The 25854-nt window shown below is 62.6% G+C and carries 20 protein-coding genes; 11 read left to right on the forward strand and 9 right to left on the reverse strand.

Going from position 1 to position 25854, the window contains the following annotated elements:
- The 4 genes from pstA to phoB are packed head-to-tail and all read left to right on the forward strand — an operon-like array spanning position 1 to position 3160.
- On the forward strand, positions 1 to 852 hold the full coding sequence (gene pstA / locus E0H22_RS03005; protein WP_233024273.1) for a phosphate ABC transporter permease PstA: 852 nt from the start codon (positions 1 to 3) through the stop codon (positions 850 to 852).
- The gene (pstB, locus tag E0H22_RS03010; protein ID WP_233024274.1) at positions 849 to 1673 is read left to right on the forward strand and encodes a phosphate ABC transporter ATP-binding protein PstB; all 825 of its coding nucleotides are present in this window, start codon (positions 849 to 851) and stop codon (positions 1671 to 1673) included. The genes pstA and pstB overlap by 4 nt, the downstream gene beginning before the upstream one ends.
- 28 nt (positions 1674 to 1701) lie before the next feature.
- Positions 1702 to 2412 carry a phosphate signaling complex protein PhoU gene (phoU, locus tag E0H22_RS03015; protein ID WP_233024275.1) on the forward strand — a complete coding sequence of 237 codons (711 nt, stop codon included), beginning with the start codon at positions 1702 to 1704 and terminating at the stop codon, positions 2410 to 2412.
- A 43-nt stretch (positions 2413 to 2455) separates the two neighbouring features.
- Complete coding sequence (gene phoB / locus E0H22_RS03020) at positions 2456 to 3160, forward strand: phosphate regulon transcriptional regulator PhoB (protein WP_233024276.1); 705 nt, start codon at positions 2456 to 2458, stop codon at positions 3158 to 3160.
- A 210-nt stretch (positions 3161 to 3370) separates the two neighbouring features.
- Here the strand turns inward: phoB and E0H22_RS03025 are convergent, their stop codons facing one another.
- Positions 3371 to 3877 (reverse strand): GcrA family cell cycle regulator, encoded by a 507-nt coding sequence (locus E0H22_RS03025; RefSeq protein ID WP_233024277.1) that lies wholly within the window; start codon positions 3875 to 3877, stop codon positions 3371 to 3373.
- Positions 3878 to 4340: 463 nt separating this feature from the next.
- On the opposite strand from E0H22_RS03025, the gene E0H22_RS03030 reads away from it, so the two are divergent.
- Both E0H22_RS03030 and argF read left to right on the forward strand, forming a co-directional pair.
- Positions 4341 to 5552, forward strand: coding sequence for an aspartate aminotransferase family protein (locus tag E0H22_RS03030; protein ID WP_233024278.1), 1212 nt, complete (start codon positions 4341 to 4343; stop codon positions 5550 to 5552).
- Positions 5552 to 6481, forward strand: coding sequence for an ornithine carbamoyltransferase (gene argF / locus E0H22_RS03035; RefSeq protein WP_233024279.1), 930 nt, complete (start codon positions 5552 to 5554; stop codon positions 6479 to 6481). The genes E0H22_RS03030 and argF overlap by 1 nt, the downstream gene beginning before the upstream one ends.
- Before the next feature lie 137 nt (positions 6482 to 6618).
- On the opposite strand, the gene E0H22_RS03040 is transcribed toward argF, so the two are convergent.
- The 4 genes from E0H22_RS03040 to E0H22_RS03055 all read right to left on the reverse strand — a co-directional run bounded on the left by E0H22_RS03040 (position 6619) and on the right by E0H22_RS03055 (position 12499).
- Entirely contained in the window at positions 6619 to 8832 is a 2214-nt protein-coding gene (locus E0H22_RS03040) for a 3-hydroxyacyl-CoA dehydrogenase NAD-binding domain-containing protein (protein WP_233024280.1), read from the reverse strand.
- A 12-nt stretch (positions 8833 to 8844) separates the two neighbouring features.
- The gene (locus E0H22_RS03045; protein WP_233026097.1) at positions 8845 to 10053 is read right to left on the reverse strand and encodes an acetyl-CoA C-acetyltransferase; all 1209 of its coding nucleotides are present in this window, start codon (positions 10051 to 10053) and stop codon (positions 8845 to 8847) included.
- Positions 10054 to 10227: 174 nt separating this feature from the next.
- Positions 10228 to 12018 (reverse strand): acyl-CoA dehydrogenase C-terminal domain-containing protein, encoded by a 1791-nt coding sequence (locus E0H22_RS03050; RefSeq protein WP_233024281.1) that lies wholly within the window; start codon positions 12016 to 12018, stop codon positions 10228 to 10230.
- Positions 12019 to 12112: 94 nt separating this feature from the next.
- Positions 12113 to 12499, reverse strand: a complete 387-nt coding sequence (locus E0H22_RS03055) for a nuclear transport factor 2 family protein (RefSeq protein WP_233024282.1) — start codon at positions 12497 to 12499, stop codon at positions 12113 to 12115.
- Between the two features lie 89 nt (positions 12500 to 12588).
- Here E0H22_RS03055 and E0H22_RS03060 point away from each other — a divergent pair, with 89 nt between their 5' ends.
- The 5 genes from E0H22_RS03060 (at position 12589) to E0H22_RS03080 (ending at position 19657) form a co-directional block, all read left to right on the forward strand.
- On the forward strand, positions 12589 to 13140 hold the full coding sequence (locus E0H22_RS03060) for a TetR/AcrR family transcriptional regulator (protein ID WP_233024283.1): 552 nt from the start codon (positions 12589 to 12591) through the stop codon (positions 13138 to 13140).
- Positions 13141 to 13367: 227 nt separating this feature from the next.
- Positions 13368 to 16775, forward strand: coding sequence for a tetratricopeptide repeat protein (locus E0H22_RS03065; RefSeq protein ID WP_233024284.1), 3408 nt, complete (start codon positions 13368 to 13370; stop codon positions 16773 to 16775).
- A 156-nt stretch (positions 16776 to 16931) separates the two neighbouring features.
- A complete protein-coding gene (locus tag E0H22_RS03070) occupies positions 16932 to 17750 on the forward strand; it encodes a COG3904 family protein (RefSeq protein ID WP_233024285.1) in 819 nt (272 codons plus the stop codon).
- Between the two features lie 201 nt (positions 17751 to 17951).
- On the forward strand, positions 17952 to 18884 hold the full coding sequence (locus E0H22_RS03075) for a sulfite exporter TauE/SafE family protein (RefSeq protein WP_233024286.1): 933 nt from the start codon (positions 17952 to 17954) through the stop codon (positions 18882 to 18884).
- On the forward strand, positions 18881 to 19657 hold the full coding sequence (locus tag E0H22_RS03080; RefSeq protein ID WP_430715207.1) for a TIGR02186 family protein: 777 nt from the start codon (positions 18881 to 18883) through the stop codon (positions 19655 to 19657). The genes E0H22_RS03075 and E0H22_RS03080 overlap by 4 nt, the downstream gene beginning before the upstream one ends.
- On the opposite strand, the gene E0H22_RS03085 is transcribed toward E0H22_RS03080, so the two are convergent.
- The 4 genes from E0H22_RS03085 to E0H22_RS03100 form a co-directional block, all read right to left on the reverse strand.
- Entirely contained in the window at positions 19654 to 20958 is a 1305-nt protein-coding gene (locus tag E0H22_RS03085) for an NRAMP family divalent metal transporter (RefSeq protein ID WP_233024287.1), read from the reverse strand. The genes E0H22_RS03080 and E0H22_RS03085 overlap by 4 nt on opposite strands.
- 73 nt (positions 20959 to 21031) lie before the next feature.
- Positions 21032 to 21724, reverse strand: a complete 693-nt coding sequence (gene pdeM / locus E0H22_RS03090; RefSeq protein ID WP_233024288.1) for a ligase-associated DNA damage response endonuclease PdeM — start codon at positions 21722 to 21724, stop codon at positions 21032 to 21034.
- 94 nt (positions 21725 to 21818) lie between these two features.
- A complete protein-coding gene (locus E0H22_RS03095; protein WP_233024289.1) occupies positions 21819 to 24365 on the reverse strand; it encodes a ligase-associated DNA damage response DEXH box helicase in 2547 nt (848 codons plus the stop codon).
- A gap of 140 nt (positions 24366 to 24505) precedes the next feature.
- Complete coding sequence (locus tag E0H22_RS03100) at positions 24506 to 25678, reverse strand: ABC transporter substrate-binding protein (RefSeq protein ID WP_233026100.1); 1173 nt, start codon at positions 25676 to 25678, stop codon at positions 24506 to 24508.
- Between the last annotated feature and the right edge of the window lie 176 nt (positions 25679 to 25854).

The raw sequence follows: 25854 nt of genomic DNA on the forward strand, positions 1-25854 counted from the left end.
ATGAGCCTCAATCCGATTTACGTTTCGCGGCGTCGCAACGACAAGATCGTTCGCATTCTCTGCCTGGGTGCCGCTGTGTTCGGCGTTACCTGGCTGGCTCTGATTCTGTTCACGCTTTTCTATAATGGTATCGCGGGCCTCAGCGTCCAGATCTTCACCCAGAACACGCCGCCTCCCGGTTCGACCGAGGGCGGCCTGCTCAACGCGATCGTCGGTTCGGTCATCATGACCGTGATCGGCGTCGGCATCGGTGCGCCGCTTGGTCTGTTCGCTGGTACCTACCTCGCGGAATATGGCAAGCACGACAAGCTCACCTCGGTGATCCGTTTCATCAACGACGTGTTGCTGTCGGCGCCCTCGATCATCATCGGCCTGTTCATCTATGGCGCGGTGGTGGTGCCGATGCGGGGTTTCTCGGCCATCGCAGGCGCGCTGGCGCTTGCCGTGATCGTGATCCCGGTCGTGGTCCGCACCACCGAGGACATGCTCGGTCTCGTGCCCAACCCGCTGCGCGAAGCGGCTTCGGCGCTTGGGCTGCCGCGCTCGCTGGTGATCAAGCGGATCGCCTATCGTGCGGCACGTGCCGGCCTTATCACCGGCGTGCTGCTGGCGACTGCCCGCGTCGCTGGTGAAACCGCGCCGCTGCTGTTCACTGCCTTGAGCAACCAGTTCTTCAGCCTGGATCTCTCACGCACGATGGCCAACCTGCCGGTGACCATCAACAACTTCGTCCAGAGCCCCTACGAATACTGGAAGCAGCTCGCCTGGAGCGGTGCGCTGATCATCACCCTGACCGTCCTTGCCCTGAACATTGGCGCGCGCATTCTCGGCGCCGAGAGGAAAGCAAAATGAGTGATCTCTCTCTTTCCGCCGGCAATCCCGGCGTCTCGATGCCGTCGCTCATGCCGCAGACCGATGCGCGTCCCAAGGTCAGCGTGCGCGATCTGAATTTCTACTACGGCGAACACCACGCCCTGAAGAAGATCAACCTGAATCTCGCCACCAACCGCGTCACCGCCTTCATCGGGCCGTCGGGCTGCGGCAAGTCCACGTTGTTGCGCATTTTCAACCGCATGTATGACCTCTATCCGGGGCAGCGCGCGGAAGGCCAGGTCATGCTGGACAGCCAGAACATTCTGGATCCGAAGCTCGATCTCAACCTGCTGCGCGCCCGTATCGGCATGGTGTTCCAGAAGCCGACCCCGTTCCCGATGACGATCTATGAAAACATCGCCTTCGGTATCCGCCTGTATGAGAAGATTTCCAAGGCGGAGATGGATGTACGCGTCGAGAAGGCGCTGCGTGGCGGTGCGCTCTGGAACGAGGTCAAGGACAAGCTGAACGCCTCGGGCCTCAGCCTGTCGGGCGGCCAGCAGCAGCGTCTGTGCATCGCGCGCACCATCGCGGTGCGTCCGGAAGTGATCCTGTTCGACGAACCTTGCTCGGCGCTCGATCCGATCTCGACCGCCAAGGTCGAAGAACTGATCGACGAACTCAAGGATCAGTACACGATCGCCATTGTGACCCATAACATGCAGCAGGCGGCGCGCGTCTCCGACACCACCGCCTTCATGTATCTCGGTGAGCTGGTCGAATTCGATCAGACCAACAAGATCTTCACCTCGCCGAGCGACCGCCGCACTCAGGATTACATCACCGGCCGTTTCGGCTGACGCGATCAACTCGCGAGAGGATTGAGCTATGGCTTTTGAACATACGACTAAGGCCTTCGACGACGATCTTCAAGAACTGACCCGTCTCGTCGCCGAGATGGGAGGCCTCGCCGAGCGTCAAATCGTCGAATCCGTCGACGCCCTGATCCGCCGTGACGTAGCCCTGGGCGCGCGCGTGGTGGCGACCGACGCGGAAATCGACCAGCTGCAACGGATGATCGAAGAGCGTGCCGTTCTCACCATCGCCAAGCGTCAGCCGATGGCGGTGGACCTGCGCGAGATCGTCGGCGCGCTTCGCGTTGCCACGGATCTCGAGCGCATCGGCGATCTCAGCAAGAATATCGGCAAGCGTGTCAATGCGCTGGATAGCGATTTCCACCCGCTGAAGCTGATCCGCGGCCTCGAGCATATGACCGATCTGGTGAATACCCAGGTCAAGGCGGTGCTTGACGCCTATGCCGCGCATGACCTGCCGGCAGCGATGAGCGTATGGAAGGGCGATGAGGAAATCGACGCGATCTGTACGTCGCTATTCCGCGAGCTTCTCACTTACATGATGGAAGATCCGCGCAACATTTCGTTCTGCATCCATCTGATGTTCTGCGCCAAGAACATCGAACGGATTGGCGATCACGCGACCAATATCGCCGAGACCGTATTCTACATGATCGAAGGTCAGCAGATGGTCGACAAGCGTCCGAAGGGCGACATGACCAACTTTGCGACACCGGCGAGCTGAGGCTCGCCGCGACGTCCCTGAACGAAAGATAGGAACGAGCCATATGAACGCGCGCATTCTGGTAGTGGAAGACGAGGAAGCTCTGACCACACTGCTGCGCTACAATCTCGACGCCGAAGGTTACGATGTCGAGACGGTTGCCCGCGGCGACGATGCCGACACCCGCTTGAAAGAGCGCGTACCGGACCTCGTGGTCCTCGACTGGATGCTGCCGGGGTTGTCCGGCATCGAACTCTGCCGTCGCTTGCGGGCGCGGCCGGAAACCAAGGCGCTGCCGATCATCATGCTCACCGCCCGCGGTGAGGAGAGCGAGCGCGTTCGTGGCCTCGCCACCGGCGCGGACGATTACATCGTCAAGCCATTCTCCGTCCCGGAGTTGCTGGCCCGTGTGAAGGGTCTCTTGCGTCGTGCGGCACCGGAACGTCTTGCCACCGTACTTGCCTTCGGCGATATCGAACTCGACCGCGACAAGCGCCGGGTCGTCCGTGCGTCGCGTCCGATCGATCTTGGTCCGACCGAATATCGGCTGCTTGAGTTCTTCCTCGAGCATCCCGGCCGCGTGTTCAGCCGCGAACAGCTGCTCGACAGTGTCTGGGGCCGCGACATCTATATCGATGAGCGCACGGTCGACGTTCACATCGGTCGTCTGCGCAAGCTGCTCAATCCGGCCGGCGAGCCCGATCCGATCCGCACCGTTCGCGGCGCCGGCTATGCGCTCGATGATCGTTTCGACAAGGCGGCGGAGTAACTCTGCTTCCATACGGTTCGCCCTCATCCAGAGGAGCGGCCGTAGGCCGCGTCTCGAAGGATGGATACGGAACGCCCACAACTCATGGTTCGAGACGGCGCTGCGCGCCTCCTCACTATGAGGGCGGAGATGATGGCTCTTCCCGATAGCAAAATACGAAAAATGCCCGGCTCGTCGCCGGGCATTTTTGTTAGCTCATTACTCTTTCGCTTACCGCGGCGGCTTCGGTGCAGTGCGACGGCGATCCGCTGCCGGCTGATAGGCGATGCGCGAATGGTGCGCGCAGTAAGGAGCGCCCGCCACGGCCTTGCCGCCGCAGAAATAGAAATCGGAACTGGCCGGATCGCCGACCGGCCAGTGGCAGGTGGCGTCGCTGAGTTCGACGAGCTGCAGGCGTTGGCTGATCGGGATCACATTGTCGACCGCGATCGGATCCGGCTCCATCTCGACGTCGTAGTTGTGCGCCAGCGCAGTGTTGCCACGGGCCACGGGGCGCGGCATTCGCACCATTTGGGCCGGTCGCGGCTTGCGCGGGCGCGGCGCGGCGGACGAAGGGCTCTTGGCGCGGCCGGACAGGCCGAGCCGATGCACCTTGCCGATCACGGCGTTACGGGTGACGTTACCGAGTTCCGCTGCAATCTGGCTGGCGGAAAGGCCGCCCTCCCAGAGTTTCTTCAGCTGTTCGACGCGATCGTCGGTCCAAGTGATTACCGTCATCGCCAAATCCCTTCGTAGGCGTCGGGCCGGATCGGCTCCGACGCTGCGACTTGAAATCGTCAAAAACCTCGCTGTCAGAATCCCTTAGCGCTCACCGGATGCATGACTGCTTCCGGCCTTACGCCGTACCGATAGTGTATAAGGGTCTACTGCCGCACGAGATGTCGTATCCGACAAGCCAAAAACTACATGATGCCGCGACTCACGCGCAAGAGTCGGCCGAGTCACATCCACATGCTTTGTGTCAACCAAGCAGAAAAAGCGGCTTTTTGTGCGCCCCGGGGTGGCTTGAAAGCCACTATGCGCGGTTGACACCCCGGGTGGCCCCCATAGAATATCGCGCGCGTGCCGCCCGAGAAGGGCGGCACGTTTCGTTTTGAGGGTCCGCTGCCCCGTGTCGCACTGTTGTCATCGATAGTGCCCGACATCGGTGGGGGCCACAGGCTGATTGATCGGAACCGTTATGACCAGCAACGCACCATCCTCGCAAATTTCTCAGGCTCACCTTCTGCCTGTCTTCGCGCGCGCAGATGTGGCGTTCGAGCGCGGTGAGGGGGCCTGGCTGATCTCGACGACCGGCGAGCGCTATCTCGATTTTACCAGCGGTGTTGCGGTCAATTCGCTCGGTCACGCGCATCCGCATATGGTCGCAGCGCTGCAGGAGCAGGCCACCAAATTGTGGCACATGTCGAACCTGTTCAAGAGCCCGGATGGTGAGCGCCTCGCCGCGCGGCTTTGCGAAAATTCGTTCGCTGATTTCGTGTTCTTCGCCAATTCGGGTGCGGAAGCGATGGAGTGCGCGTTGAAAGTGACGCGGCACTATCATTTCTCCAAGGGGCATCCCGAGCGCACGCGCATCATCACCTTTGAAGGCGCGTTCCACGGCCGCACGCTCGGCACGCTCGCCGCGACCGGCGCCGCCAAGTATCTCGAAGGCTACGGGAAACCGCTGGAAGGCTTCGACCAGGTGCCGCTTGGCGATCTCGATGCGGTGAAGGCGGTGATCGGTCCGGAGACCGCCGGCATCCTCATCGAGCCGCTGCAGGGCGAAGGCGGCGTGCGGGCTGCGTCCAATGTGTTCTTCAAGGCGCTGCGCGAGCTGTGCGACAAGAATGGCATCCTTTTGATCTTCGACGAGGTGCAGACCGGCATGGGCCGCACCGGCACGCTGTTCGCCTACCAGCGTCTTGGCGTGACGCCGGATGTGATGTCGCTGGCCAAAGCACTCGGTGGCGGTTTCCCGATAGGTGCTTGCCTTGTCACCGCCGCTGCGGCTGAAGGCATGGCGCCGGGCTCGCATGGCTCCACCTTCGGCGGCAATCCGCTCGCCGTCGCGGCGGCGAACTCCGTGCTCGATGTGATGCTGAAGCCCGGTTTCTTCGATCAGGTGACGAAGATGGCGCTGTTGCTGAAACAGAAACTCGCCGGCGTGGTGGATCGTTATCCTACTGTGCTGTCAGAAGTGCGCGGCGAAGGCATGCTGGTCGGCCTCAAGGCCGTGGTGCCTGCTGCTGACCTCGTCGGTGCGCTGCGCGATGCCAAGCTGCTCACCGTGGGCGCGGGCGACAATGTCGTGCGCTTCCTGCCGCCGCTGATCGTGACCGAGTCCGATATCGACGAAGCCGTGCAGCGCCTGGAGCAGGCCTGCGTCGTGCTCGCAAAGGGAGCCGTGTGATGAGCACGACTCCACGGCACTTCCTCGATCTCACGGCTGTCCCGGCCAACGAACTCCGCAACATTCTCAACGCAGCCGGTGCCATGAAGGCGAGGTTGAAGAGCAATGGTGCAGATCCCGATCGCCCGCTGAAGAACAAGACGCTCGCGATGATCTTTGAAAAGCCCTCGACGCGCACGCGTGTGTCTTTCGAGGTCGGCATGCGTCAACTCGGCGGCGAAGTCGTCATGCTCACCGGTGCCGAAATGCAGCTCGGCCGCGGCGAGACGATTGCCGACACGGCGCGCGTGCTGTCGCGCTTCGTCGACATCATCATGATCCGCATCCTCAATCATGACGCGTTGATGGAGCTGGCGAACAACGCCACCGTGCCCGTCATCAACGGCCTGACGCGTTTCTCGCATCCGTGCCAGGTGATGGCCGATGTGATGACCTACGAGGAGCATCGCGGTTCCATCAAGGGCCGTACTGTGGCCTGGGTCGGCGACGACAACAATGTGCTGATGTCCTGGGCCCATGCCGCCGAGCGCTTCCAGTTCAAGCTCAACATCGCGACTCCGCCGCAACTCTCGCCGAAGAAGGCGTTCAAGGACTGGGCGAAGGCATCCGGTGCAAATATCACCTTCTCCAACGATCCCGATGCCATGGTGAAGGGCGTCGATTGCGTCGTCACCGATACCTGGGTGTCCATGGGCGACAAGGAAGGCGAGACGCGCCACAACCTGCTGCGCCCGTATCAGGTCAATGAGCGCTTGATGGGTTTCGCGAACAAGGACGCGCTGTTCATGCACTGCCTGCCCGCCCATCGCGGCGAGGAAGTCACTGACGAAGTGATCGACGGACCGCAGTCGGTGGTGTTCGACGAAGCCGAGAACCGTCTGCATGCGCAGAAGGGGATTCTGGCGTGGTGTCTGGGCGCGGTGGGGTGAAAGCACCCGCTCACTGTCATCGCCCGGCTTGACCGGGCGATCCAATACATTCTGACATCAGCGATAGACCCATAGTACTTGATACTGGATGTCTACTGGATTCCCCGCTTTCGCGGGGGATGACAGTCATTGTGTGCTCAGGCGGCTGCCTTCTTCGGCGCGAACCGTCCGTAGAACGTCTCGCCCTTCGCCGCCATTTCCTCCAGCAGTTTGGGCGGCGTGAACCGCGAGCCGTACTTCTTCTCCAGCTTGTGGCAGAGCTCGACGAATTTCTTGGTGCCCATGAAGTCGATATAGCTCAGCGTGCCGCCGGTGAACGGTGCGAAGCCGAAGCCGAGGATGGAGCCCACGTCGGCCTCGCGCGGGTCGACGATCACATTGTCCTCGACCGTGCGGGCGGCTTCCACCGCCTGCACCACCAGGAAACGCTGCTTCAGCTCCTCGACATCGAGCGTGTCGGGATCGAGCGCCTTCGGCAGCAACGGTGCGATCCCTTTCCATAGCGCTTTCGAGCCCTTGCCCTTCGGCGGATACTCGTAAAAGCCCTTGCCGTTCTTGCGGCCAAAACGCTCCTGCTTTTCCACCATCTCGACGATCAGCTTCTTCTGCGCTTGATCGACCGCCTGCGAGCCGAGATCGGCTTCGGTGGCCTTCATGATCTTCAGCACCAAGTCGAGCGCGATCTCGTCCGACAGCGACAGCGGACCGACCGGCATGCCGGCCATTTTGGCGGTGTTTTCGATCATCGCCGGCGGCACACCTTCGAGCAGCATTTCGAGGCCTTCGGCCGTGAAACGCAGCACGCAGCGATTGGCGAAGAAGCCGCGGCTATCATTCACGACGATCGGGGTCTTGCCGATGACGCGGACATAATCGAGCGCGGTGGCGAGCGCGACATCGCCGGTGTTCTTGCCGACGATGATCTCTACCAGCATCATCTTCTCGACCGGCGAGAAGAAGTGGATGCCGATGAATTTCGACTGGTCGGTGAATTCCTCGGCCAGCGAGTTGATCGGCAGGGTCGAGGTGTTGGAGGCGATGATCGCGCCTTCCTTCAGCAGCGGTTGCACCTTCTTGTAGATCTCGGCCTTGACGGAGCGATCCTCGAACACCGCTTCGATGACCAGGTCGCATTCGCGGATCACTTCGAAATCGGCCGTCGCGGTGATGCGCGACATCAGCGCGTCGCGATCGGCTTCCTTGGCGCGGCCCTTGGCGATCAGCCCGTCGATGACAGACTGGCAATGCGTGCGGCCCTTATCGGCCGAGGCTTGATCACGATCGATCAGCACCACCTCGATGCCACCCTTGGCTGAGACATAGCCGACCGACGCGCCCATGAAGCCGGCGCCGATGATGGCGAGTTTCTTGACCTTGGTCGGCGGCACGTTCTGCGGACGGCGTGCGCCTTTGTTGAGCTCCTGCATGGAGAGGAACAGGCTGCGGATCATCGCCGCCGCTTCCTTCGTCTGCAGGATATGGGCGAAATAGCGCGACTCCACGCGCAGCGCGGCGTCCATCGGCAGCTGCAGGCCTTCATAGACACACTGCATGATCGCGCGGGCGGCCGGATAGTTGTCGAAGGTCTCGCGGCGATAGATGGCGTTGCCGGCCGGGAACATCATCATGCCCTGCTTGGAATAGACGGGGCCGCCAGGCAGCTTGAAGCCCTTCTCGTCCCACGGCGCGACGGGCTTGCCGCCGGCCTTGATCCATTCCTTCGAGGTCTTGATCAGATCAGCAGCTGGCACCACGGCACCGACGATGTTCATCGCCTTGGCCTTGGCGAGATTGACCTGATCGCCTTTCAGCAGCATCTGCATCGTGTCCTGCGGCTGCAGCATGCGCGCGAGGCGCTGGGTGCCTCCGCCGCCGGGGAACAGGCCGACCTTGATCTCGGGCAGGCCGAGCTTCGTCTTCGGGTTCTCCGCAGCTACGCGATAATGGCAGGCGAGGGTGAGCTCGAACGCACCGCCGAGGGCGAGACCGTTGATGGCCGCGACCCACGGCTTGCCGGCGGTCTCGATCTTGCGCAGCGTGAGCGAGAGCTTGCGGCTCTCGTGGAACAGCATCTGCTGGGCGGCTTCCTCGCCCTTTGCCTTCTTCGTCTCGGCAAAAATCTTGTTCATGCCTTCCAGCATGGAGAGATCGGCGCCGGCCGAGAATGCGTCCTTGCCGGAGGTGACGACGACGCCCTTCACGGAGGCATCCGCCGTGGTCTGATCGACGATGGCGCCGAGTTCTTCGATCGTCGTGGTGTCGAGCACGTTCATCGAACGGCCCGGAATGTCCCAGGTGACGAGGGCGATGCCGTCGGCGTCGGTCTCAACCTTGAAATTCTTGAAGGTCATGTTGGCCGCTCCTTACACGCGTTCGATGATGGTGGCGGTGCCCATGCCGCCGCCGATGCAGAGGGTGACGAGGGCCGTGGACTTGTTGGTGCGCTCGAGTTCGTCGAGCACGGTGCCGAGGATCATCGCGCCGGTAGCACCGAGCGGATGGCCCATGGCAATGGCGCCGCCGCAGACATTGATCTTCTCATTGTCGATGTCGAAGGCCTGGATGAAGCGCAGCACCACCGAGGCAAAGGCCTCGTTGAGCTCGAACAGGTCGATGTCCGACAGCTTCATGCCGGAGCGCTCCAGCACCTTCTTCGTCACATCCACTGGACCGGTGAGCATCATCGCGGGCTCGGAGCCGATATTGGCGAAAGCGCGAATTTTTGCACGCGGCTTCAGGCCGTTCTTCTTGCCGGCTTCGGCGCTGCCGAGCAGAACGGCGGCGGCACCATCGACGATGCCCGAGGAATTACCGGCGTGGTGGACGTAGTTCACTGCCTCGATTTCCGGATGCGACTGGATCGCGACGCCATCGAACCCGCCCATCTGCGCTACGGTCGCGAAAGACGGCTGCAGCGCGGCCAGCGACTGCATCGTGGTGGACGGGCGCATGTGCTCGTCCTTGGCCAGGATAGTGAGGCCGTTGATGTCCTTGACCGGGACGATCGAGTTCTTGAAACGTCCTTCCTCCCAAGCCTTGGCAGCGCGCTGCTGGCTCTGCACGGAATAGGCGTCGACGTCATCGCGGGAGAAGCCATACTTCGTTGCGATGAGATCGGCCGAGACGCCCTGCGGCATGAAATAGGCGGGCACGGCGATCGACGGATCCACCGGCCACGCACCGCCGGAAGCGCCGATACCGACACGGCTCATGCTTTCGGCGCCGCCGCCGATGGTGAGTTCGTGCTGGCCGGCCATCACCTGCGCGGCTGCAAAGTTCACGGCATCGAGGCCGGAGGCGCAGAAGCGGTTGATCTGGATACCGGGGACATCATTGCCATAGCCGGCCGAGAGTGCAGCCATGCGGGCGATGTCGCCGCCGGCTTCGCCGACGGGATCGACGACGCCGAGTACGACGTCATCGACGCTGCCGGGCTTGAGATTGTTGCGCTCCTTGAGCGCCTTCAGCGGCGTGGTGGCGAGGGCGAGCGCCGTCACCTCATGCAGCGAACCATCGGACTTGCCGCGGCCGCGCGGCGTGCGAACGTGATCGTAGATATAGGCCTCGGGCATGGTGTCTCCCTTCGGATTAACTTTGGCTGTCATCGCCCGCCTTGACCGGGCGATCCAGTAAACTCGATTATCGGAATTCTATCTGTGGGGTCTGTGTTTACTGGCTCCCCGCTCCGCGCGCACCTCCGGTGCGCTAGGCGGGGATGACAGTCACGTGTGTGGTCGTAGCTATGATTAAAATGCTTCCGCCGGAAGCTCCATCGTCGTTGCAGCTCCCGTCTGGATGCGCGCGAGATGCAATGCCGTCTCCGGCAGCATCCGCTCCATGAAGAAACGACCGGTGACGAGCTTCGTGGTCAGATAAGGCGTTGCGCCGGACGCGGCGATCTTGTCCTGCGCTACCTTGGCCATCTTCGCCCACATATAGGCAAACGCTGTGAGGCCGAACAGCTGCATGTAGTCCGTCGCGCCGGCGCCGGCATTGTCGGGCTTGGCCATGGCATTGTTCATCAGCCACATGGTGGCCTGCTGCAAATGGCCGAGCGCATTTGATAGCGGTCCGACATAGGGCTTCATCGCCTCGTCCGCGCCATGCTCCTTTGCGAACGCCGCGACCTCGCCGAAGAAAGCCATCGCGGCGCGACCGCCGTCGCGCGGCAGCTTGCGGCCGACGAGGTCGAGCGCCTGGATGCCGTTGGCGCCTTCATAGATCATGGCGATGCGCGCATCGCGCACGAATTGCTCCATGCCCCATTCGGCGATATAGCCGTGGCCGCCGAACATCTGCTGTGCCGCTACGGCATTGGCAAAGCCGCCATCGGTGAGCACACCCTTCAGCACCGGCGTCATCAGACCCATGTGATCGTCGGCGGCCTGGCGTTCCTTCGGATCGTCCGAGCGATGCGCGACGTCGCTCTTCAGCGCGGTCCACACCACCATGGCGCGGGCAGCTTCGTTGAACGCGCGGATGGTGAGCAGCGTGCGGCGCACGTCCGGATGCACCATGATCGAATCCGCCGGCTTGTCCGGCGACTTCGGGCCGGTGAGCGAGCGGCCCTGCAGGCGGTCCTTCGCATAGGCGACGGCGTTCTGATAAGCGACTTCCGACTGCGCGAGGCCCTGTACGGCAACGCCGAGGCGGGCTTCGTTCATCATCACGAACATGCCTTGCATGCCCTTGTTTTCTTCGCCGATCAGCCAGCCAGTGGCATTGTCGTAGTTCATCACGCAGGTGGAATTACCGTGGATGCCCATCTTGTGCTCGATGGAGCCGCAGACGACGCCGTTGCGCGCGCCCAGCGAGCCATCGTCATTCACCAGCACCTTCGGCACCACGAAGAGCGACACGCCCTTGATGCCGGCGGGTGCACCTTCGATCCGCGCGAGCACGAGATGGATGATATTGTCGGCTAGGTCGTGTTCACCGGCCGAAATGAAGATCTTTGTGCCGGAGATCTTGTAGCTGCCATCATCCTGCTTCACCGCCTTGGTGCGGAGCAGGCCGAGATCGGTGCCGCAATGCGGCTCGGTGAGGTTCATGGTGCCGGTCCATTCCCCGGCGATCATCTTCGGCAGATATTTGCTCTTCTGCTGATCATTTCCATGCACGACCAGCGCCGCCGTGGCGCCCATGGTGAGGCCGCCATACATCGAGAAGGCCATGTTCGCGGAGATCTGGAATTCGGCAACGGTTTGCGACAGCGTCACCGGAAGGCCCTGGCCGCCATATTCCACCGGTGCTGAGAGGCCGAGCCAGCCGCCTTCGGTTACCTGCTTGAAGGCATCCTTGAAACCCTTAGGCGTGGTGACGCTGCCGTCGTCGTTGCGCTTGCAGCCCTCGAGATCGCCGACGCGGTTCAGCGGTTGCAGCACGTTCTCGCTGAGCTTTGCCGCTTCACTGATGATCGCCTCGCGCACATCTGCCGAGGCATCGCTGAAACCGGGGAGATTGTTGTAGCGATCGAACTGAAACACGTCGTTGAGCAGAAAGCCGACGTCTTCGAGCGGCGCTTTGTAACTGGGCATGGATTCCTCCCGGTTGGAATACGTTGTTCAGTCGCGGCGACGTGCTGCAGTCTACAGCATCGCCGTGTGATGGTGACTTGATTCTGCAGGTGCCTTATTGCCGCGCCAGCATTTCACCCATGAGACGGTGCAGCAAATTGATGGCCTTCAGGGGCCGGACCATCACCTTGAAATGCGTGATGCGCCCATCGACATCGAAAGTGATCATGTCGATCCCATTTATCTTGATGCCCTCGATTTCGTTCTCGAATTCGAGCACGGCGGACGTTTCGTTGCGCCACTCGCCGATGTAAGTGAAGCCGGGGCCGCCAAGCACCTTCTCGGCAGCGGTGAGATATTTGAAGACGATCTCGCGGCCGCGCTGCGGCGAATGCACTACCGGGCTTTCGAACACGGCATCGGGATGCAGCAATTCCCATAGCGCCACTTGGTCATGCGACTTCATGAAGCCGTACCATGTGTCGAGGCCGCTCATGCCCATCGGAGCTTCTCCGCGTTTCCATACACCCTTGCATGGAAGCCTACTCCCGGTGCATGGATTTCGTCAATACACTTGTGTATGGTTGTGGCATGGACGAGCAAGCGACCAAAGACAGGCTGACCCGTACCGCGTGGCTCGATCACGGCCTTCGCATTCTGGCGCGGCAGGGCGCAGCCGCGCTCAAGGTTGGCGATCTAGCCGCGGGACTGAGCGTCTCGCGCGGAAGTTTCTATTGGCACTTCAAGGACATCGGCGAATTCCGCCTGCGGCTCCTGGAGCGCTGGCAGGAGCGGACAACCGATCAGGTATTGGAACAGACCGATGCCTCGACCACCGGCGCCGCGCGCCTGACCCACCTCATGAAGCTCGCCTTCAACGAGGACCGCAGTCTGGACCGCTCCATCCGCGCCATGGCCTCCACCGATCCGGCGGTGGCCGAGATGGTCGCCGCCGTCGACGCCCGCCGTATCGCCTATATGGCGAAGGTGCTGGTCGAGGCCGGTGTCGAGAGTCGGCGCGCACGTCCCCGCGCCGAATTCCTGTATTGGGCCTATATCGGCCAATCCACGGTGATGGCCCCGCATCATAGCTCGATGACCGAACGGGACATCGATGAGCTGGGTGCACTGTTCACGCGGTGAAGCGCCCCTGCGAACGCCTCATCCTACCTATGAAACGGCGCAAGTGTATCGTTCGATTAACATTTAAGGCACCGGGGCGGGCATCCTTAACCCGTTATTTACCCTAACCCTGAAAAGTCCGGAGTGAGGCAGACCGCACCGCTCCCGTATCGAATTTCTTCATCTTGGGACGCGCGGCGGAAGCTGCAGGCGCGGGTAATGCGCCAGGCTCGTAACCGGACCAAAGCATGAATTCGCGCGTATCGTGGAGTGTTGAGGGGATGGACCCATCGGTTCGCGAACGGGCCGAAGCCGCCGCGCGCCGCGCCGGCATGTCTCTTACGGACTGGCTGAACACCACCATCGGCGAATCCCCGATCACTTCGGCGGTGGATGACCATGTCGATCATGGGGCAGCCGCAGCCGCGCCGCAGCCTCCGCGTTACCAGGCACGTCCGGGCCATTCGTTGCGTCCGGCGATGCCCTCTCGTCCGGCAATGCCGCAGCGCGAGGTTGCCGAAGTTGCCGATATTCACGAGCGCCTCGATGCGATTGCCCGTCAGATCGAGGCGTTCTCGCGCCCGAGTCAGCGGGGCAGCAACGAGCCTGGCGTCGCGCGTCAGCTCAACGACGCCATTTCGCGCCTCGACGCGCGGTTGTCGCAGATCAACGAACAACCGCGTCATCCGGCCCCGTCCTATGGGCATTACGATCCGCGTCCGAATCCCGATATGGTCGAGCATGCGGCCAATCAGGTTTACAGCTCGGCGCCACAGTCCGATCCGCTGTCGCTTGATTTCGCCGTTGCGGAGATCACAGCACGCCAGGGCGAGCTCGATGGCCCGCCGCGGATGGCGCCGCGCTACGCGCCACCCATCGCCCCATATGCCACGCCGTCGCCTGCTATGCCCGACATGTCCGGGCTGGAGCGTCAGCTCTCGCAAATCACCAGCAAGATCGACGCGTTGCAGCGACCGAACGCAAGCATTGAGCAGTCGATAGCGACCTTCCGCAGCGAACTCGCCGAGATTCGCAATGCGGTAACCGAGGCGCTGCCGCGGCGTGCCATCGAGTCGATCGAAAGTGAAGTCCGTGCGCTGTCGCGCCGTATCGATGAGAACAGGCAGAGCGGCATCGATGCCGATGTGCTCGCCAATCTCGAAACCGCGCTCGGCGATATCCACAAGACCCTAAAGATGCTGACGCCGGCCGAGCAGCTTGCCGGCTTCGACGAGGCGCTCCGCAATCTCGGCGGCAAGATCGACCAGATCGTGCGTTCAAGCGACAATCCCGGTACGCTGGAGCAGCTCGAAGGCGCCGTCACCGCGCTGCGCGCCATTGTTTCCAATGTCGCGTCTAACGAGACCGTCGGTCGTCTCAGTGAGGATCTTCAAAGACTGTCGGCCAAGGTCGACCAGCTCGCGCAGAACAGCGACAGCAGCATGTTCGCCGCGCTCGAGCAGCGCATTGTCACGCTCACCGCGACACTCGAAAATCGTGATCGTCCGCAGGTCGCGGGCTCGGATCATCTGGAGAGCGCCTTGGCGGCGCTGGCGCAGCGGTTGGATCACCTGCCGGTCGGCAACGATCAGTCGTCCGCCTTCACGCATCTTGAGCAGCGCGTGTCCTATCTGCTTGAGCGGATGGAGAGTATCAGCGATCCGCGCGCCAACAATCTCGGCCGTGTCGAGGATGGTCTGCAGGACATCCTGCGTCATCTCGAACGTCAGCAGTCGGTGTTTGCTGCGGCGCTGAACGAGACCCGGAACTCCTCCGCTGATGCCGGTGTCGTCGATTCCCTGAAGCGCGAATTGTCCGACATGCGCTTCAGCCAGTCGGAAACTGACCGTCATATGCAGGATTCGCTGGAGGTCGTGCATTCGACTCTCGGGCATGTGGTTGATCGTCTGGCCAAAATCGAAGGCGATCTGCGCACGGCGAGCGCACGTCCAGCTCCGCAGCAGCCTGCATCGGCTACAGCGATCCAGTCCGCTCCGATGCAGGCGGCGCCTATGCAGCACACATCGCCGCGCCCGCAACTGTCCAATCCGGTCAAACCGCAGGCGACGGCACCGTCGCAAATCGATGTGCGCCCGCCGCAGGCGCATTTCGATGCCGCACCACGCGATTTTGCGGCGACCGCGATTTCCAGCGAACCTGCGCCCGCCTTCCAGGTGCCGAAGGCCATCAGCGACATTCTCGACCCGAAGTCGGCGTCGAAACCCACCGCGCCGCCGGTTACCGTGGAGCGTCCATCGTCGCCGCGTCCGATGGTCGATCCGCAATTGCCGCCGGACCATCCGCTCGAGCCCGGTACGCGTCCGCTGGGACGCGGTGCTTCGCCATCGGAACGCATTGCTGCATCGGAAGAAGCGATTAGCGAGATTGCCGGCGCTGCCCCGGAGCCGGCGAGCGCATCCAGCTTCATTGCGGCGGCGCGTCGAGCCGCGCAGGCTGCTGCCGTGACGGGCGAGACCCCCAAGGGGGCAAAAGCCGCAAAAGCGTCGCCGCAAGCCCAGGGCGACAAGGCACCATCGACACTTGGATCGAAGATCCGTTCCCTGCTGGTGGGCGCGAGCGTGGTCGTGGTCGTGCTCGGCTCGTTCAAGATGGCAATGACGCTGCTGGACGACGGTGGTTCGCAGCCGCCCGTGGCGACCAACAGCCATTCGCCGCCGCTCTATCTCGACGCGCCAAAGGCGGCAGATTCCCCGCCGCAGCCGCCGGCCTCGTCCATCGGCACGCCGGCTCCTCTCAGCAAGCAGTCGCTGGTCGCGCCGCAGCCGGCGCCTGACGTCGCACCTGCTTCGCAGTCTGCACCGGTGCCGCAGGCGGCGCCGGTTCCCTATATATCGCCGGATGTCACCGGCAGCATTGCCGCGCCGCAGTCGAGCGCACCTGCCGCACCGTCGCTGCTGCCGCCCAGCGGCCAGAAGCTTGGTGCGGTCGCAATTCCTGCCGGCGAAAAGCTGCCCGAGGGCATTGGCAGCGAGGCGCTGCGCAATGCCGCGATCAAGGGCGATGCCACTGCCGCCTTCGAGGTCGGGGTGCGTTATGCCGAAGGCCGCGGTGTGCCGCAGAGCTATGAGGAAGCCGCCAAGTGGTACGATCGGGCCGCGCAGGCCGGCGTCGTGCCCGGCATGTTCCGCCTGGGCACGCTTTACGAGAAGGGCCTCGGCCTGAAAAAGGACTGGGAAGTCGCGCGTCGCTACTACATGCAGGCAGCGGAACGCGGCAACGCCAAGGCGATGCATAACCTTGCGGTACTCGATGCCGATGGCGGTACGCGTGGCGCGAACTACAAGAGCGCGTCACTCTGGTTCCGCAAGGCCGCAGATCATGGTGTCGCCGACAGTCAGTTCAATCTCGGCATTCTCTATGCCCGAGGCATCGGTGTCGATCAGAACCTCGCTGAAAGCTTCAAATGGTTCAGCCTTGCCGCCGCCCAAGGCGATGTCGATGCCGGCAAGAAGCGTGACGATGTGGCGAAGCGCCTCGATCCGCAGTCGCTGGCTGCGGCGAAGCTCGCAATCCAAACCTTTGTGCCGGAAGGTCAGCCGGAAGACGCGGTCAACGTGGCCGCTCCTGCCGGTGGCTGGGATGCTGCGCCGGCGCAGGCCGTCAAATCCGCGACCACCAGGCGGGCGTCCCGCTGATTTCGGAGGCCAGGGGTTGCTGCGCTTCAGCCGGGACGCCGCTGTGCGCAACTGACCGGCCTCGAGCTCGAACCTGCGGTCTTATTTCCTCAACAAAGCTTCATCAGATTGGCACGTGACCGCGTGTCGGAAATCCTGGAGCGTGAGGAAATCGATTTGTCTTTGCAAGGTGACGACCCGCAGTCGCGGCAATCCGTTCCGTCTGCGGGCCCCTGGAGCACTCCGCGCGTTGCGGCGCCGCTGCCGCAGCGTCCATCGCATCCGTTTCCGCCCGATCCCAAACCGTTGCGCCGCTGGCGGCCAAGCCTCACTACCATCGCTTTCGCGGTGCTTCTGTTCGGCGGCCTCGGCATTCGTGCCTATAACGACCTGTCGTCTCCGGAAGCGTGGTCCTACTGGAAGGATCTCTACGTCTCGCCGAGCATGAGCGCCGAGGTGATCGAGAATGTCGATCCCGACTACTTCGGCCGCGGCCGGAAGGCGCTGGCGATCTCCGGCAAGATCGGCGCCGCCAGTGCGACCTGGTTTCGCGAACAACTCGATCAGGCCAAGCTGCAACCCGGCGATATCGTGCTGATGTCGTCGCCGGGCGGCAACCTGAGCCAGTCCATGATCATGGGCGAGACCATTCGCGCCCGCAGTCTCTCGACCGCCGTGGGGACCGCGGATGCCGATGGCAGAATCAAGCCATCCTTCTGCGCCAGTGCTTGCGTGACGGCCTATGCCGGCGGCAAGGCTCGTATCGGCATCGAAGGCTCGCGCCTCGGCGTGCACCGCTTCACGTCGCCGAAGTCGGGCGACGATCCGGTCGCCTCTGCGCAGCGCACCATGGGCTTCGTGCTCAGCTATATGACCAAGATGGGCGTATCCTCGTCGGTGGTGGAGGCGATGTCGGCGACCGACAAGATTCACTGGCTGAGCAGCGGTGAGGCATCGGCCATGAATCTGGTGACCGTCCCCGTACAAAGGAGTTGAGATCAAGCTTTGCACCCAAGGCATTTACCACTGCGGAAAATGCCGGGCCGGATCGGGTGAAAACGGGGCATTGCCGGAATCTTTGATCCCATCGACTGGCGATTTCGTCTAAGAGAAACTGCGGCCCACATCCGCGCCGCCTCAAGAACATGCCGCGCGTGGTTTCGGCCCGAAGCGGCGCCAATCTCGAAGCGAACGCGCGTGCAACTGTACCTCCCGATCGCCGACCTTCCGATCAACGTGCTGCTCATTCTGGCGATGGGCGCCGCGGTGGGCTTCGTCTCGGGCATGTTCGGCGTCGGCGGTGGCTTCCTCATGACGCCCCTGCTGATCTTCGTCGGTATCTCGCCGGCGGTCTCGGTGGCTTCGGTGGCCAGCCATATCGCCGCCTCGTCGTTCTCCGGCGCGCTGTCCTATTGGCGCCGCCGTGCCATCGATCCTGCGCTGGCCACGGTATTGCTCACCGGTGGCATTGCCGGCACAGCTCTTGGCGTCTGGGTCTTCACCGTGCTGCGCAGTCTGGGCCAGCTCGATCTCACAATCTCGCTGTCCTACGTGATCCTGCTCACCGGCGTCGGCAGCGCCATGTTCTGGGAGGGGCTGCGTGCGCTGATGCGGCTTCGGCGCGGCGATCCGGTCTCGTTCCGGCGCTCCGGCAGCCACAGTTGGGTGCACGGCCTCCCGCTGAAGATGCGCTTCAAACGCTCGAAGATCTATCTTTCGGTGCTTCCGGTCGTGGCCGTCGGTCTCGTCATCGGCTTTATCGGCGCAGTGATGGGTATCGGCGGCAGCTTCATCCTGATCCCGATCCTGATCTATTGGCTGCGCGTACCCACCGCGACGGTGATCGGCACATCCATGGTGCTGACCCTCGTCACCATGGTCATCGCCACCATGCTGCATGCGATGACCAATCATCTCGTCGATGCCGTACTCGCGTTGATCCTGATGATCGGCGGTGTCACCGGCGCTCAGTTCGGCGCCCGCGCCGGACAGAAGATCCGTGGCGAGCATCTGCGCCTGTTGCTCGGCCTCCTGATCCTGGCCGTCGGCATCCGCTTCGCGGCGCAGCTCGTCATTCAGCCGGAGGATCTGTTCACCATCCGCGACCTGGCCGGGGGCGGTGGGTCATGATGTGGACCTGGGCGATCGCGATCCTCGTGCTAATGCTTGACGCCGCGACGCCTTTGCGGGCCGAGCGGCTGATCGTCTCGGTTTCGAACCACCGCGTCACGGTGACGCCGAACTATGCCGGCGAGGAGCTTGTTCTGTTCGGTTCCGTCGAGAAGGATGACAAGACGCCGCCGGCGCGCGCCAACTACAACCTTGTCGTCACGGTCTCCGGTCCGCGCACCGATCTCGTCACCTGGCGCAAGCAGCGCCGCTTCGGCATCTGGATCAATACGGAATCGCGCGAGTTCCTGCAGGTGCCGTCTTATCTTGCGGTGTTCTCGAATCGTCCCATCGATGCCATCGCGCCGGTGGACGTGCAGCGCCGTCAACAGCTCGGCATCAACAACGTGCTGTTGACCCAGCGCGTAGGTACCGACTTTGCCGACGTCGTCTCCACCGATCCGTTCCGCAGCTCCTTCGTGCGCCTGCGCAAGGAGCATGGTCTTTATCGCGAGGAGACCTCGGCGGTAACTTTCCTCACTCCGACACTGTTCCGCACCACGATCCCGTTGCCCGCAGAAGTGCCCATCGGCACCTATAATGTCGAGATCGAGCTGTTCGCGGATGGTGCATTCATCACCAAGACCGAAACCGCCTTCGATATCGTCAAGGTCGGCTTCGAGCAGTTCGTTGCCAACGCCGCCCGCAATCATGGTTTCGTCTACGGCGTCATGACCGCCATCATGGCGCTGCTGTCAGGCTGGGCGGCGTCCATCGTGTTCCGGCGGGACTAGAACAAGACGCCCACAGCCATCGCGACCACTGCAACGCTCATGACCGCGGTGGCCAGCCAGCCGAGCCAATATAGCGGACCAGAAATCTTGAAGCTGCCCATCACATCGGCGCTATGCGACATCGTCATCAGCAGGATCATGACCGGGACCGCCAGCACGCCATTGATAACGGCGCTCCAATACAGCGCCTCGATGGGATTGATCGCTGTGAAATTCAGGGCGATGCCGATCGCTGCGGACAAGGCCAGCACGCCGTAGAATGCCACGGCTTCGCGCGGTTTGCGATCGAGGCCGACCAGCCACCGCTGGCCTTCGCCGACAGCATAGGCCGTCGAGCCTGCCAGAACCGGAATCGCCAGCAAGCCCGTACCGACGATGCCGAGCGCAAAGATGATCTCCGCGAAGGCGCCAGCGATCGGGCGCAATGCTTCTGCAGCCTGTGCGGAAGTCTGGATATCGGTCTTGCCAGCGACATTCAGCGTCGCCGCGGCGGTGGTGATGATGGATAGGGCGATCAGATTGGAGAAAGCCATGCCGACGATCGTATCGGCACGGATTCGGGAAAATTCCATCGCGGCGCCGAGCGGCTTTTCGATCAACGGGGCCTTGTCGGGATCGATCCGTTCATCCTCGGCTTCCTGCGAAGCCTGCCAGAAGAACAGATAGGGTGAGATGGTGGTGCCCAAAATTGCCACCACTGTCGTCAGATAGTCGCCGCTCCATGTGATCCGTGGCATTAGGAGGCCGCTCAGGGCTGCATGCCAGTCGACCTTCACGACCGCCAGCGCCGCGACATAGGCGAACAGACACAATGTGAGCCATTTCAGCACGGCGACATAACGGCGATAGTCGAAGAAAATCTGCGCACCGATCGATAACACGCCGAAGCCCACCACATAGAGCATGCCGGGACCGCCGATCAGCAGTTTGGTGGCGTCGGCCATGGCGCCGAGATCGGCGGCGATGTTGATCGTGTTGGCGAGGAACAGCAGCGCCACGATGCCGTGCAACAATGCCGGTGGATAGTGGCAACGGACATTGCCGGAAATACCGAGACCGGTGACCCGTCCGACCCGGGCTGAAATCTCCTGGATGGCGACCATGAGAGGAAAGGTCAGCAGCATGGTCCAGCCGATGCCGTAACCCAGCTGGGCGCCGGCCTGGCTGTAGGTGCCGATGCCCGACGGATCGTCATCGGAGGCGCCGGTGATCAGGCCCGGGCCGAGAGCCCTGAGAAATTTCCTTGGTGAAGACTTTCCGGGTGCTTGGTCGTCGGCTTTTGATTGGGACGTGTCCGACATCTCGCTCCGCCTGTCCGGTCACCTTACCGTGCAATAGCTAGCCGGCAGCCTGAAGGCCGGGCAAGCGGTTTCGTTAGCGGCAGCGCGACGCCGCGATGGCGTGCATGCGATGATCGCCGAGCACATGGGCCACGAAGCCGAGTGTCCGGAAAATCTTTGCGAAAGCAGCGTCGCGGATGCTGAGGCCGCCTGTATAGGCGCCGAAGGACGGCATCACGGCACGTAGTCCATCAGTTGCGAAACAGCGCCGTTCCATGGCGCGGCCGCGTGCGTTGATCCGGGCTTTCGGATGCAGGTGTCCGGCGATTTCGCCCACGGCACCGGTCGGTTCATGGCGAAACGTGATCGCCCCGATCGCGACTTCATTCGCAACCGTGCCGCCAAGATCGCTCGGCAGCACCGGATCGTGGTTCCCGGAGATCCAGATCCAGTCGCGCCGGGTCTGCAGGGCGCCGAGCATGTCTCGATTCGCGGGCGACAGGCGCTCATGCGCGTCGCGATCGTGAAAGCTGTCGCCAAGGGCGATCACGGTCCTCGGATCGTGCCGCGCGATGACAGCGCCGAGACGGCCGAGGGTGGCGATGGTGTCGTAGGGTGGTAGCAGGACGCCGCGCAGGGCGTAGCTCGAGCCTTTTTCGAGATGCAGGTCGGAGACCACCAGCAGCCGTTGTTCGTCCCAGTAGAGCGCGCCCGACAGGTCCGCGGCCAGCGTGACGCCAGCAACGGTGACGGAACTCGTGTCGATGGGAAGCGACTCAGTAAGCATGGCTTGTTGTAGGATGGGTCGCGCGTTGGCGAAACCCATCATCTTCAGAGCGCGAAATTAAGGAGTTGATGGGTTTCGCTTCGCTCTGCCCATCCTACGACTCCATCGCTTCCTTCACGAGTTCCTCGGCTGCTTCTGCCAGCAGCGCGTCGGAGGCCTCGCCATAGACCTGCTCGCGGCCGATCTCCAGCATCACGGGAACCGCGAGCGGTGAAACGCGATCGAGTTCCCGATAGACGATGTGACCTTGGATGCGGGTCAGCATATCGCTCAAGCGTCGGAGATCAAGCAGGCCGGTCGCGGCGTCCGCACGCGCGGCGCGCAGCAGCAGGTGATCGGGCTGATGTTTCCGCAGCACGTCATAGATCAGGTCCGTCGAGAACAGGACCTGCCGGCGTGACTTCTCCGCATCGGTGAAGCGCGTGTGGATCAGGCCGGAGACGACGGCGCAGGTGCGGAATGTACGCTTCATCAGCGCAGACTCGGCAAGCCACGCTTCTAGATCGTCACCCAGCATGTCCGGGTCGAACAACGCTGCGAGATCGAGACGGCCCTGTCGGATCATGTGCGCGACATCGCCGAGCCCCCAGACTGCCAGTGCATATTCATTGGCGACGAAGCCGAGCGGCCGCGCCCGCGCCCGCTCCAACCGGCGTGTCAGCAACATGCCCAATGTCTGATGCGCGAGCCGGCCTTCGAACGGATAGCAGGCGAGGTAAAATTTATTGGCACGCGGAAAGGTTTCCACCATCAGCTCGCGCACGCCCGGCACATGGGAGACATGCGCCTGCAAAGACAGCCATTCGCGCACCTGATCGGGCAGGGCCTTCCACGCCCGTTCATCGTCGAGCAGTTTTCGTACGCGTTCGGCGAGATAGGTCGAGAGCGGGAACTTGCCGCCCATGTAGGACGGCACTTTCGGATCACTGTCGTTGGAGCGCGAGACATAGACCTGATCCTCGACCAGAGCTTCATAACGCACCACCTCGCCGCCGAACACGAAAGTATCGCCGAGCAAGAGATTCTCGATGAAATACTCCTCGATCTGCCCGAGCATTCGTCCGCCGCGCGCGATGGTGCCGGTCGATCCCTTGCCGGTGCCGCGCGCGCGTACCAGCCGGACCTTGAGCATCGCTTCCTCGACAATGGTGCCGACATTCATGCGATACATCTGGCGCACCTTCGGATTGGCGACACGCCATTTGCCAGATTTGTCCTGCTTGATCCGCGCAAAACGCTCATAGGTCTTCAGCGCATAGCCGCCGGTAGCGACGAAATCGACGGTGTCGTCGAAGTCGGTCCGCGAGAGTTCCGAATAGGGAGCCACCGAGCGCACTTCGTCATAGAGTTCATCCGCGAGGAAGGGGGCTCCGCAGGCGCAGCCGAGCACATGCTGTGCGAGGACATCGAGCGCGCCGGTGCGCAGCGGCGGCGTATCCTGCGCATTCTCCGCCACGGCATCGATGGCGGCGCGGCATTCCAGCACTTCGAAGCGATTCGCCGGCACCAGCACCGCGCGCGAGGGGACGTCGATGCGGTGATTGGCACGGCCGATCCGCTGCATCAACCGCGACGAGCCTTTGGGCGCGCCGACATTGACCACGAGATCGACGTCGCCCCAGTCGATGCCAAGATCGAGCGAGGAGGTGCACACCACGCCGCGCAGCCTGCCGGCGGTCATGGCATCCTCCACCTTGCGGCGCTGCCCGACGTCGAGCGAGCCGTGATGCAGGGCGATGGCGAGGCCGTCATCATTCACGCGCCAGAGATCCTGGAACAGCATCTCGGCCTGGCTGCGGGTATTGACGAAGACGAGGGTGGTCTTGTTGGCCTTGATGAGGTCGTAGATCTCGCCAAGCGCATGGCGCGCGGAATGCCCGGCCCAGGGCAGGCGCTCCTTGGTGTCGAGCATCTCCACCACGGGCTCGGCTGCGCCGCCGGCCACGACGATGTCGGCGGAGACGCTTTCGCCGACGGGTTGCGGCACGAGGAAACGCGCCAGCGACTCCGGTTCGGCGACCGTGGCGGAAAGACCAATGGCGCGCATGTCGGGCGCCAGTTTCCATAGTCGTGCGAGGCCGAGCGACAGCAGGTCGCCGCGCTTGGATGTTACGAGCGCATGCAGCTCGTCGAGCACCACACGCTTCAGCGACGAGAACAGGAAAGGAGCATCGTCCGATGACAACAGCAGCGCCAGTTGCTCCGGCGTCGTGAGCAGGATGTCCGGCGGATATTTCCGCTGCCGTGTGCGACGTGACACCGGCGTGTCGCCGGTGCGGGTCTCCACCTTGATGGGCAGTTTCATCTCGGCAATCGGCGTTTCCAGATTGCGTGCGATATCGACGGCGAGAGCCTTGAGCGGGGAGATGTAGAGCGTATGCAATCCGGCGGTTCGCTGCACATCGCGGCCGGCGGGACGGACGGCGTTTGCCCTGTCGCTCAGCTCCACCAATGTCGGCAGAAAACCTGCCAGCGTCTTGCCGGCGCCGGTCGGAGCGATCAGCAGGACGGAACGATCGGCGTGGGCTTTCTCCAGCAACGCAATTTGATGGGTACGCGGCGACCAGCCCCGCTGGGTGAACCAGCGGGTGAAGGTCGGTGGCAGGAGATCGGTTTTGGCTATGGATTGACGCGGCGACACAAGACCAATCTAGGTGCTCAGCGCCGTCATTGCGAGCAGCCGTAGGGCGGATGAGCGAAGCGTAATCCGCCTGCCGAATTCATGGCGGAGGCTCCGCGGCGGATTACGGCTTTGCCTCATCCGCCCTACGGGCGTGTCCGTTACTCCGTCATCGGCTTCTCGGAGATATCCCAGTCCTTGCCGTTGAAGATCGAAATATAGAGTGTCTTCATCGGCGTATAGTTGTCCGGCGTGTAGCTGTAGGTGATGCCGTCCAGCATATAGGGAGAGTGGAAGCCGGCGAGGGTCTGCGCCTGCTTCAGCACGTTCTCGCGCGTCAGGTTGTCGCCGCAGCGGCGCAGGATCTCGGCCATTGTCACCGCCTGACCGTAGCCGGCATAGGCGATTGTGTTGTCGGGATCCACATTCGGCAGATATTTCTTGCGCAGTTCCTCGAAGGCCATCACTTCCGGATCCTTCTCGAACTGCGGCGTGCCGACTTCCTTCGCGTACCGGATCGCGACGATGCCTTTGGCATTCTCGATGCCGGCGGCATTGAGGATCGAGCGTCCGGTCGAGCCAGCGGACAGCAGATGCAGCGGCTTCCAGCCAAGTTCGGCGACCTTGCGGATCGATTGCGATGTCGCCTTGCCGGTGGTGATGTTGTAGAAAACGTCCGCGCCCGACTTCGCCAGATTGATGAGTTGCGAATCGATGGTCGGATCGGTGAGGTCATAGGTGACTTCCGCGATCACTTTCGCTGTGCCGCCAGCCTTGGCGAGTTCGTCCTTGAAGGGGGCAAGGAAGTCACGCCCGAAGTCGTCGTTTTGATAGAGGATGCCGACCTTGGCATTCGGCTTCACGCTGACGACATGCTTGGCGAGGATGCGGGCTTCGGTCGGATAGAGCGGCAATCCGGCCATGGTCCATTTGAAGTTCTTCGGGTCATTCCACTTCGAGGCGCCGGTATTGAGCAGCAGCTGCGGCACGCCCTTGGAATTGAGATATTTGTGCACGGCCGTCTGCGGGGCAGTCCCGAGCGAGCCATAGAGTGCGAGCACTTCCTCCTGTTCGACGAGACGGCGTGTGGCCTCCACCGCCTTTGGCGCACTATAGGCGTCGTCCAAGGTCAGGAACTTGACCTTGCGTCCGTTGATGCCCCCTTTCTCGTTCAGCATCTGGAAATAGGCTTCGCCGACGCGGCCGAGCACGCCATAGAGCGAGCCCGGCCCGCTATGCGGCACGGTTTGGCCGAGCTTGATTTCGGTGTCGCTGGCGCCGGGATCGTATTTCTTGTCCGCCCCGAGGGCTGCGGAGGTCACGGCCGAGAGCATCGCGGCACCGGCCGCGAGCGCGAGGACGGAATGGTGGCGTGGAGGCATTTCGTTGTTTCTCCCCTTGTGCCCGCCTCTTGCGGGCATTTTTGAGCCGCCGCGTATGTTCGCGGTCTATCGGCCGGAGAGCATCCTGTGCGGGGTCGCCAGGCTTGGCAATCCCTCGACGATTGCAG

Source organism: Rhodopseudomonas boonkerdii (genome assembly GCF_021184025.1).
In the GTDB taxonomy this organism is placed as follows: Bacteria; Pseudomonadota; Alphaproteobacteria; order Rhizobiales; family Xanthobacteraceae; genus Tardiphaga; species Tardiphaga boonkerdii.

Bases quoted from the DNA above. Each gene is read 5' to 3' on its own strand.
- pstA (WP_233024273.1), top strand. From the start codon at position 1: ATGAGCCTCAATCCGATTTACGTTTCGCGGCGTCGCAACGACAAGATC.
- pstB (WP_233024274.1), top strand. From the start codon at position 849: ATGAGTGATCTCTCTCTTTCCGCCGGCAATCCCGGCGTCTCGATGCCG.
- phoU (WP_233024275.1), top strand. From the start codon at position 1,702: ATGGCTTTTGAACATACGACTAAGGCCTTCGACGACGATCTTCAAGAA.
- phoB (WP_233024276.1), top strand. From the start codon at position 2,456: ATGAACGCGCGCATTCTGGTAGTGGAAGACGAGGAAGCTCTGACCACA.
- E0H22_RS03025 (WP_233024277.1), bottom strand. From the start codon at position 3,877: ATGACGGTAATCACTTGGACCGACGATCGCGTCGAACAGCTGAAGAAA.
- E0H22_RS03030 (WP_233024278.1), top strand. From the start codon at position 4,341: ATGACCAGCAACGCACCATCCTCGCAAATTTCTCAGGCTCACCTTCTG.
- argF (WP_233024279.1), top strand. From the start codon at position 5,552: ATGAGCACGACTCCACGGCACTTCCTCGATCTCACGGCTGTCCCGGCC.
- E0H22_RS03040 (WP_233024280.1), bottom strand. From the start codon at position 8,832: ATGACCTTCAAGAATTTCAAGGTTGAGACCGACGCCGACGGCATCGCC.
- E0H22_RS03045 (WP_233026097.1), bottom strand. From the start codon at position 10,053: ATGCCCGAGGCCTATATCTACGATCACGTTCGCACGCCGCGCGGCCGC.
- E0H22_RS03050 (WP_233024281.1), bottom strand. From the start codon at position 12,018: ATGCCCAGTTACAAAGCGCCGCTCGAAGACGTCGGCTTTCTGCTCAAC.
- E0H22_RS03055 (WP_233024282.1), bottom strand. From the start codon at position 12,499: ATGGGCATGAGCGGCCTCGACACATGGTACGGCTTCATGAAGTCGCAT.
- E0H22_RS03060 (WP_233024283.1), top strand. From the start codon at position 12,589: ATGGACGAGCAAGCGACCAAAGACAGGCTGACCCGTACCGCGTGGCTC.
- E0H22_RS03065 (WP_233024284.1), top strand. From the start codon at position 13,368: ATGAATTCGCGCGTATCGTGGAGTGTTGAGGGGATGGACCCATCGGTT.
- E0H22_RS03080 (WP_430715207.1), top strand. From the start codon at position 18,881: ATGATGTGGACCTGGGCGATCGCGATCCTCGTGCTAATGCTTGACGCC.
- E0H22_RS03085 (WP_233024287.1), bottom strand. From the start codon at position 20,958: ATGTCGGACACGTCCCAATCAAAAGCCGACGACCAAGCACCCGGAAAG.
- pdeM (WP_233024288.1), bottom strand. From the start codon at position 21,724: ATGCTTACTGAGTCGCTTCCCATCGACACGAGTTCCGTCACCGTTGCT.
- E0H22_RS03100 (WP_233026100.1), bottom strand. From the start codon at position 25,678: ATGCTCTCGGCCGTGACCTCCGCAGCCCTCGGGGCGGACAAGAAATAC.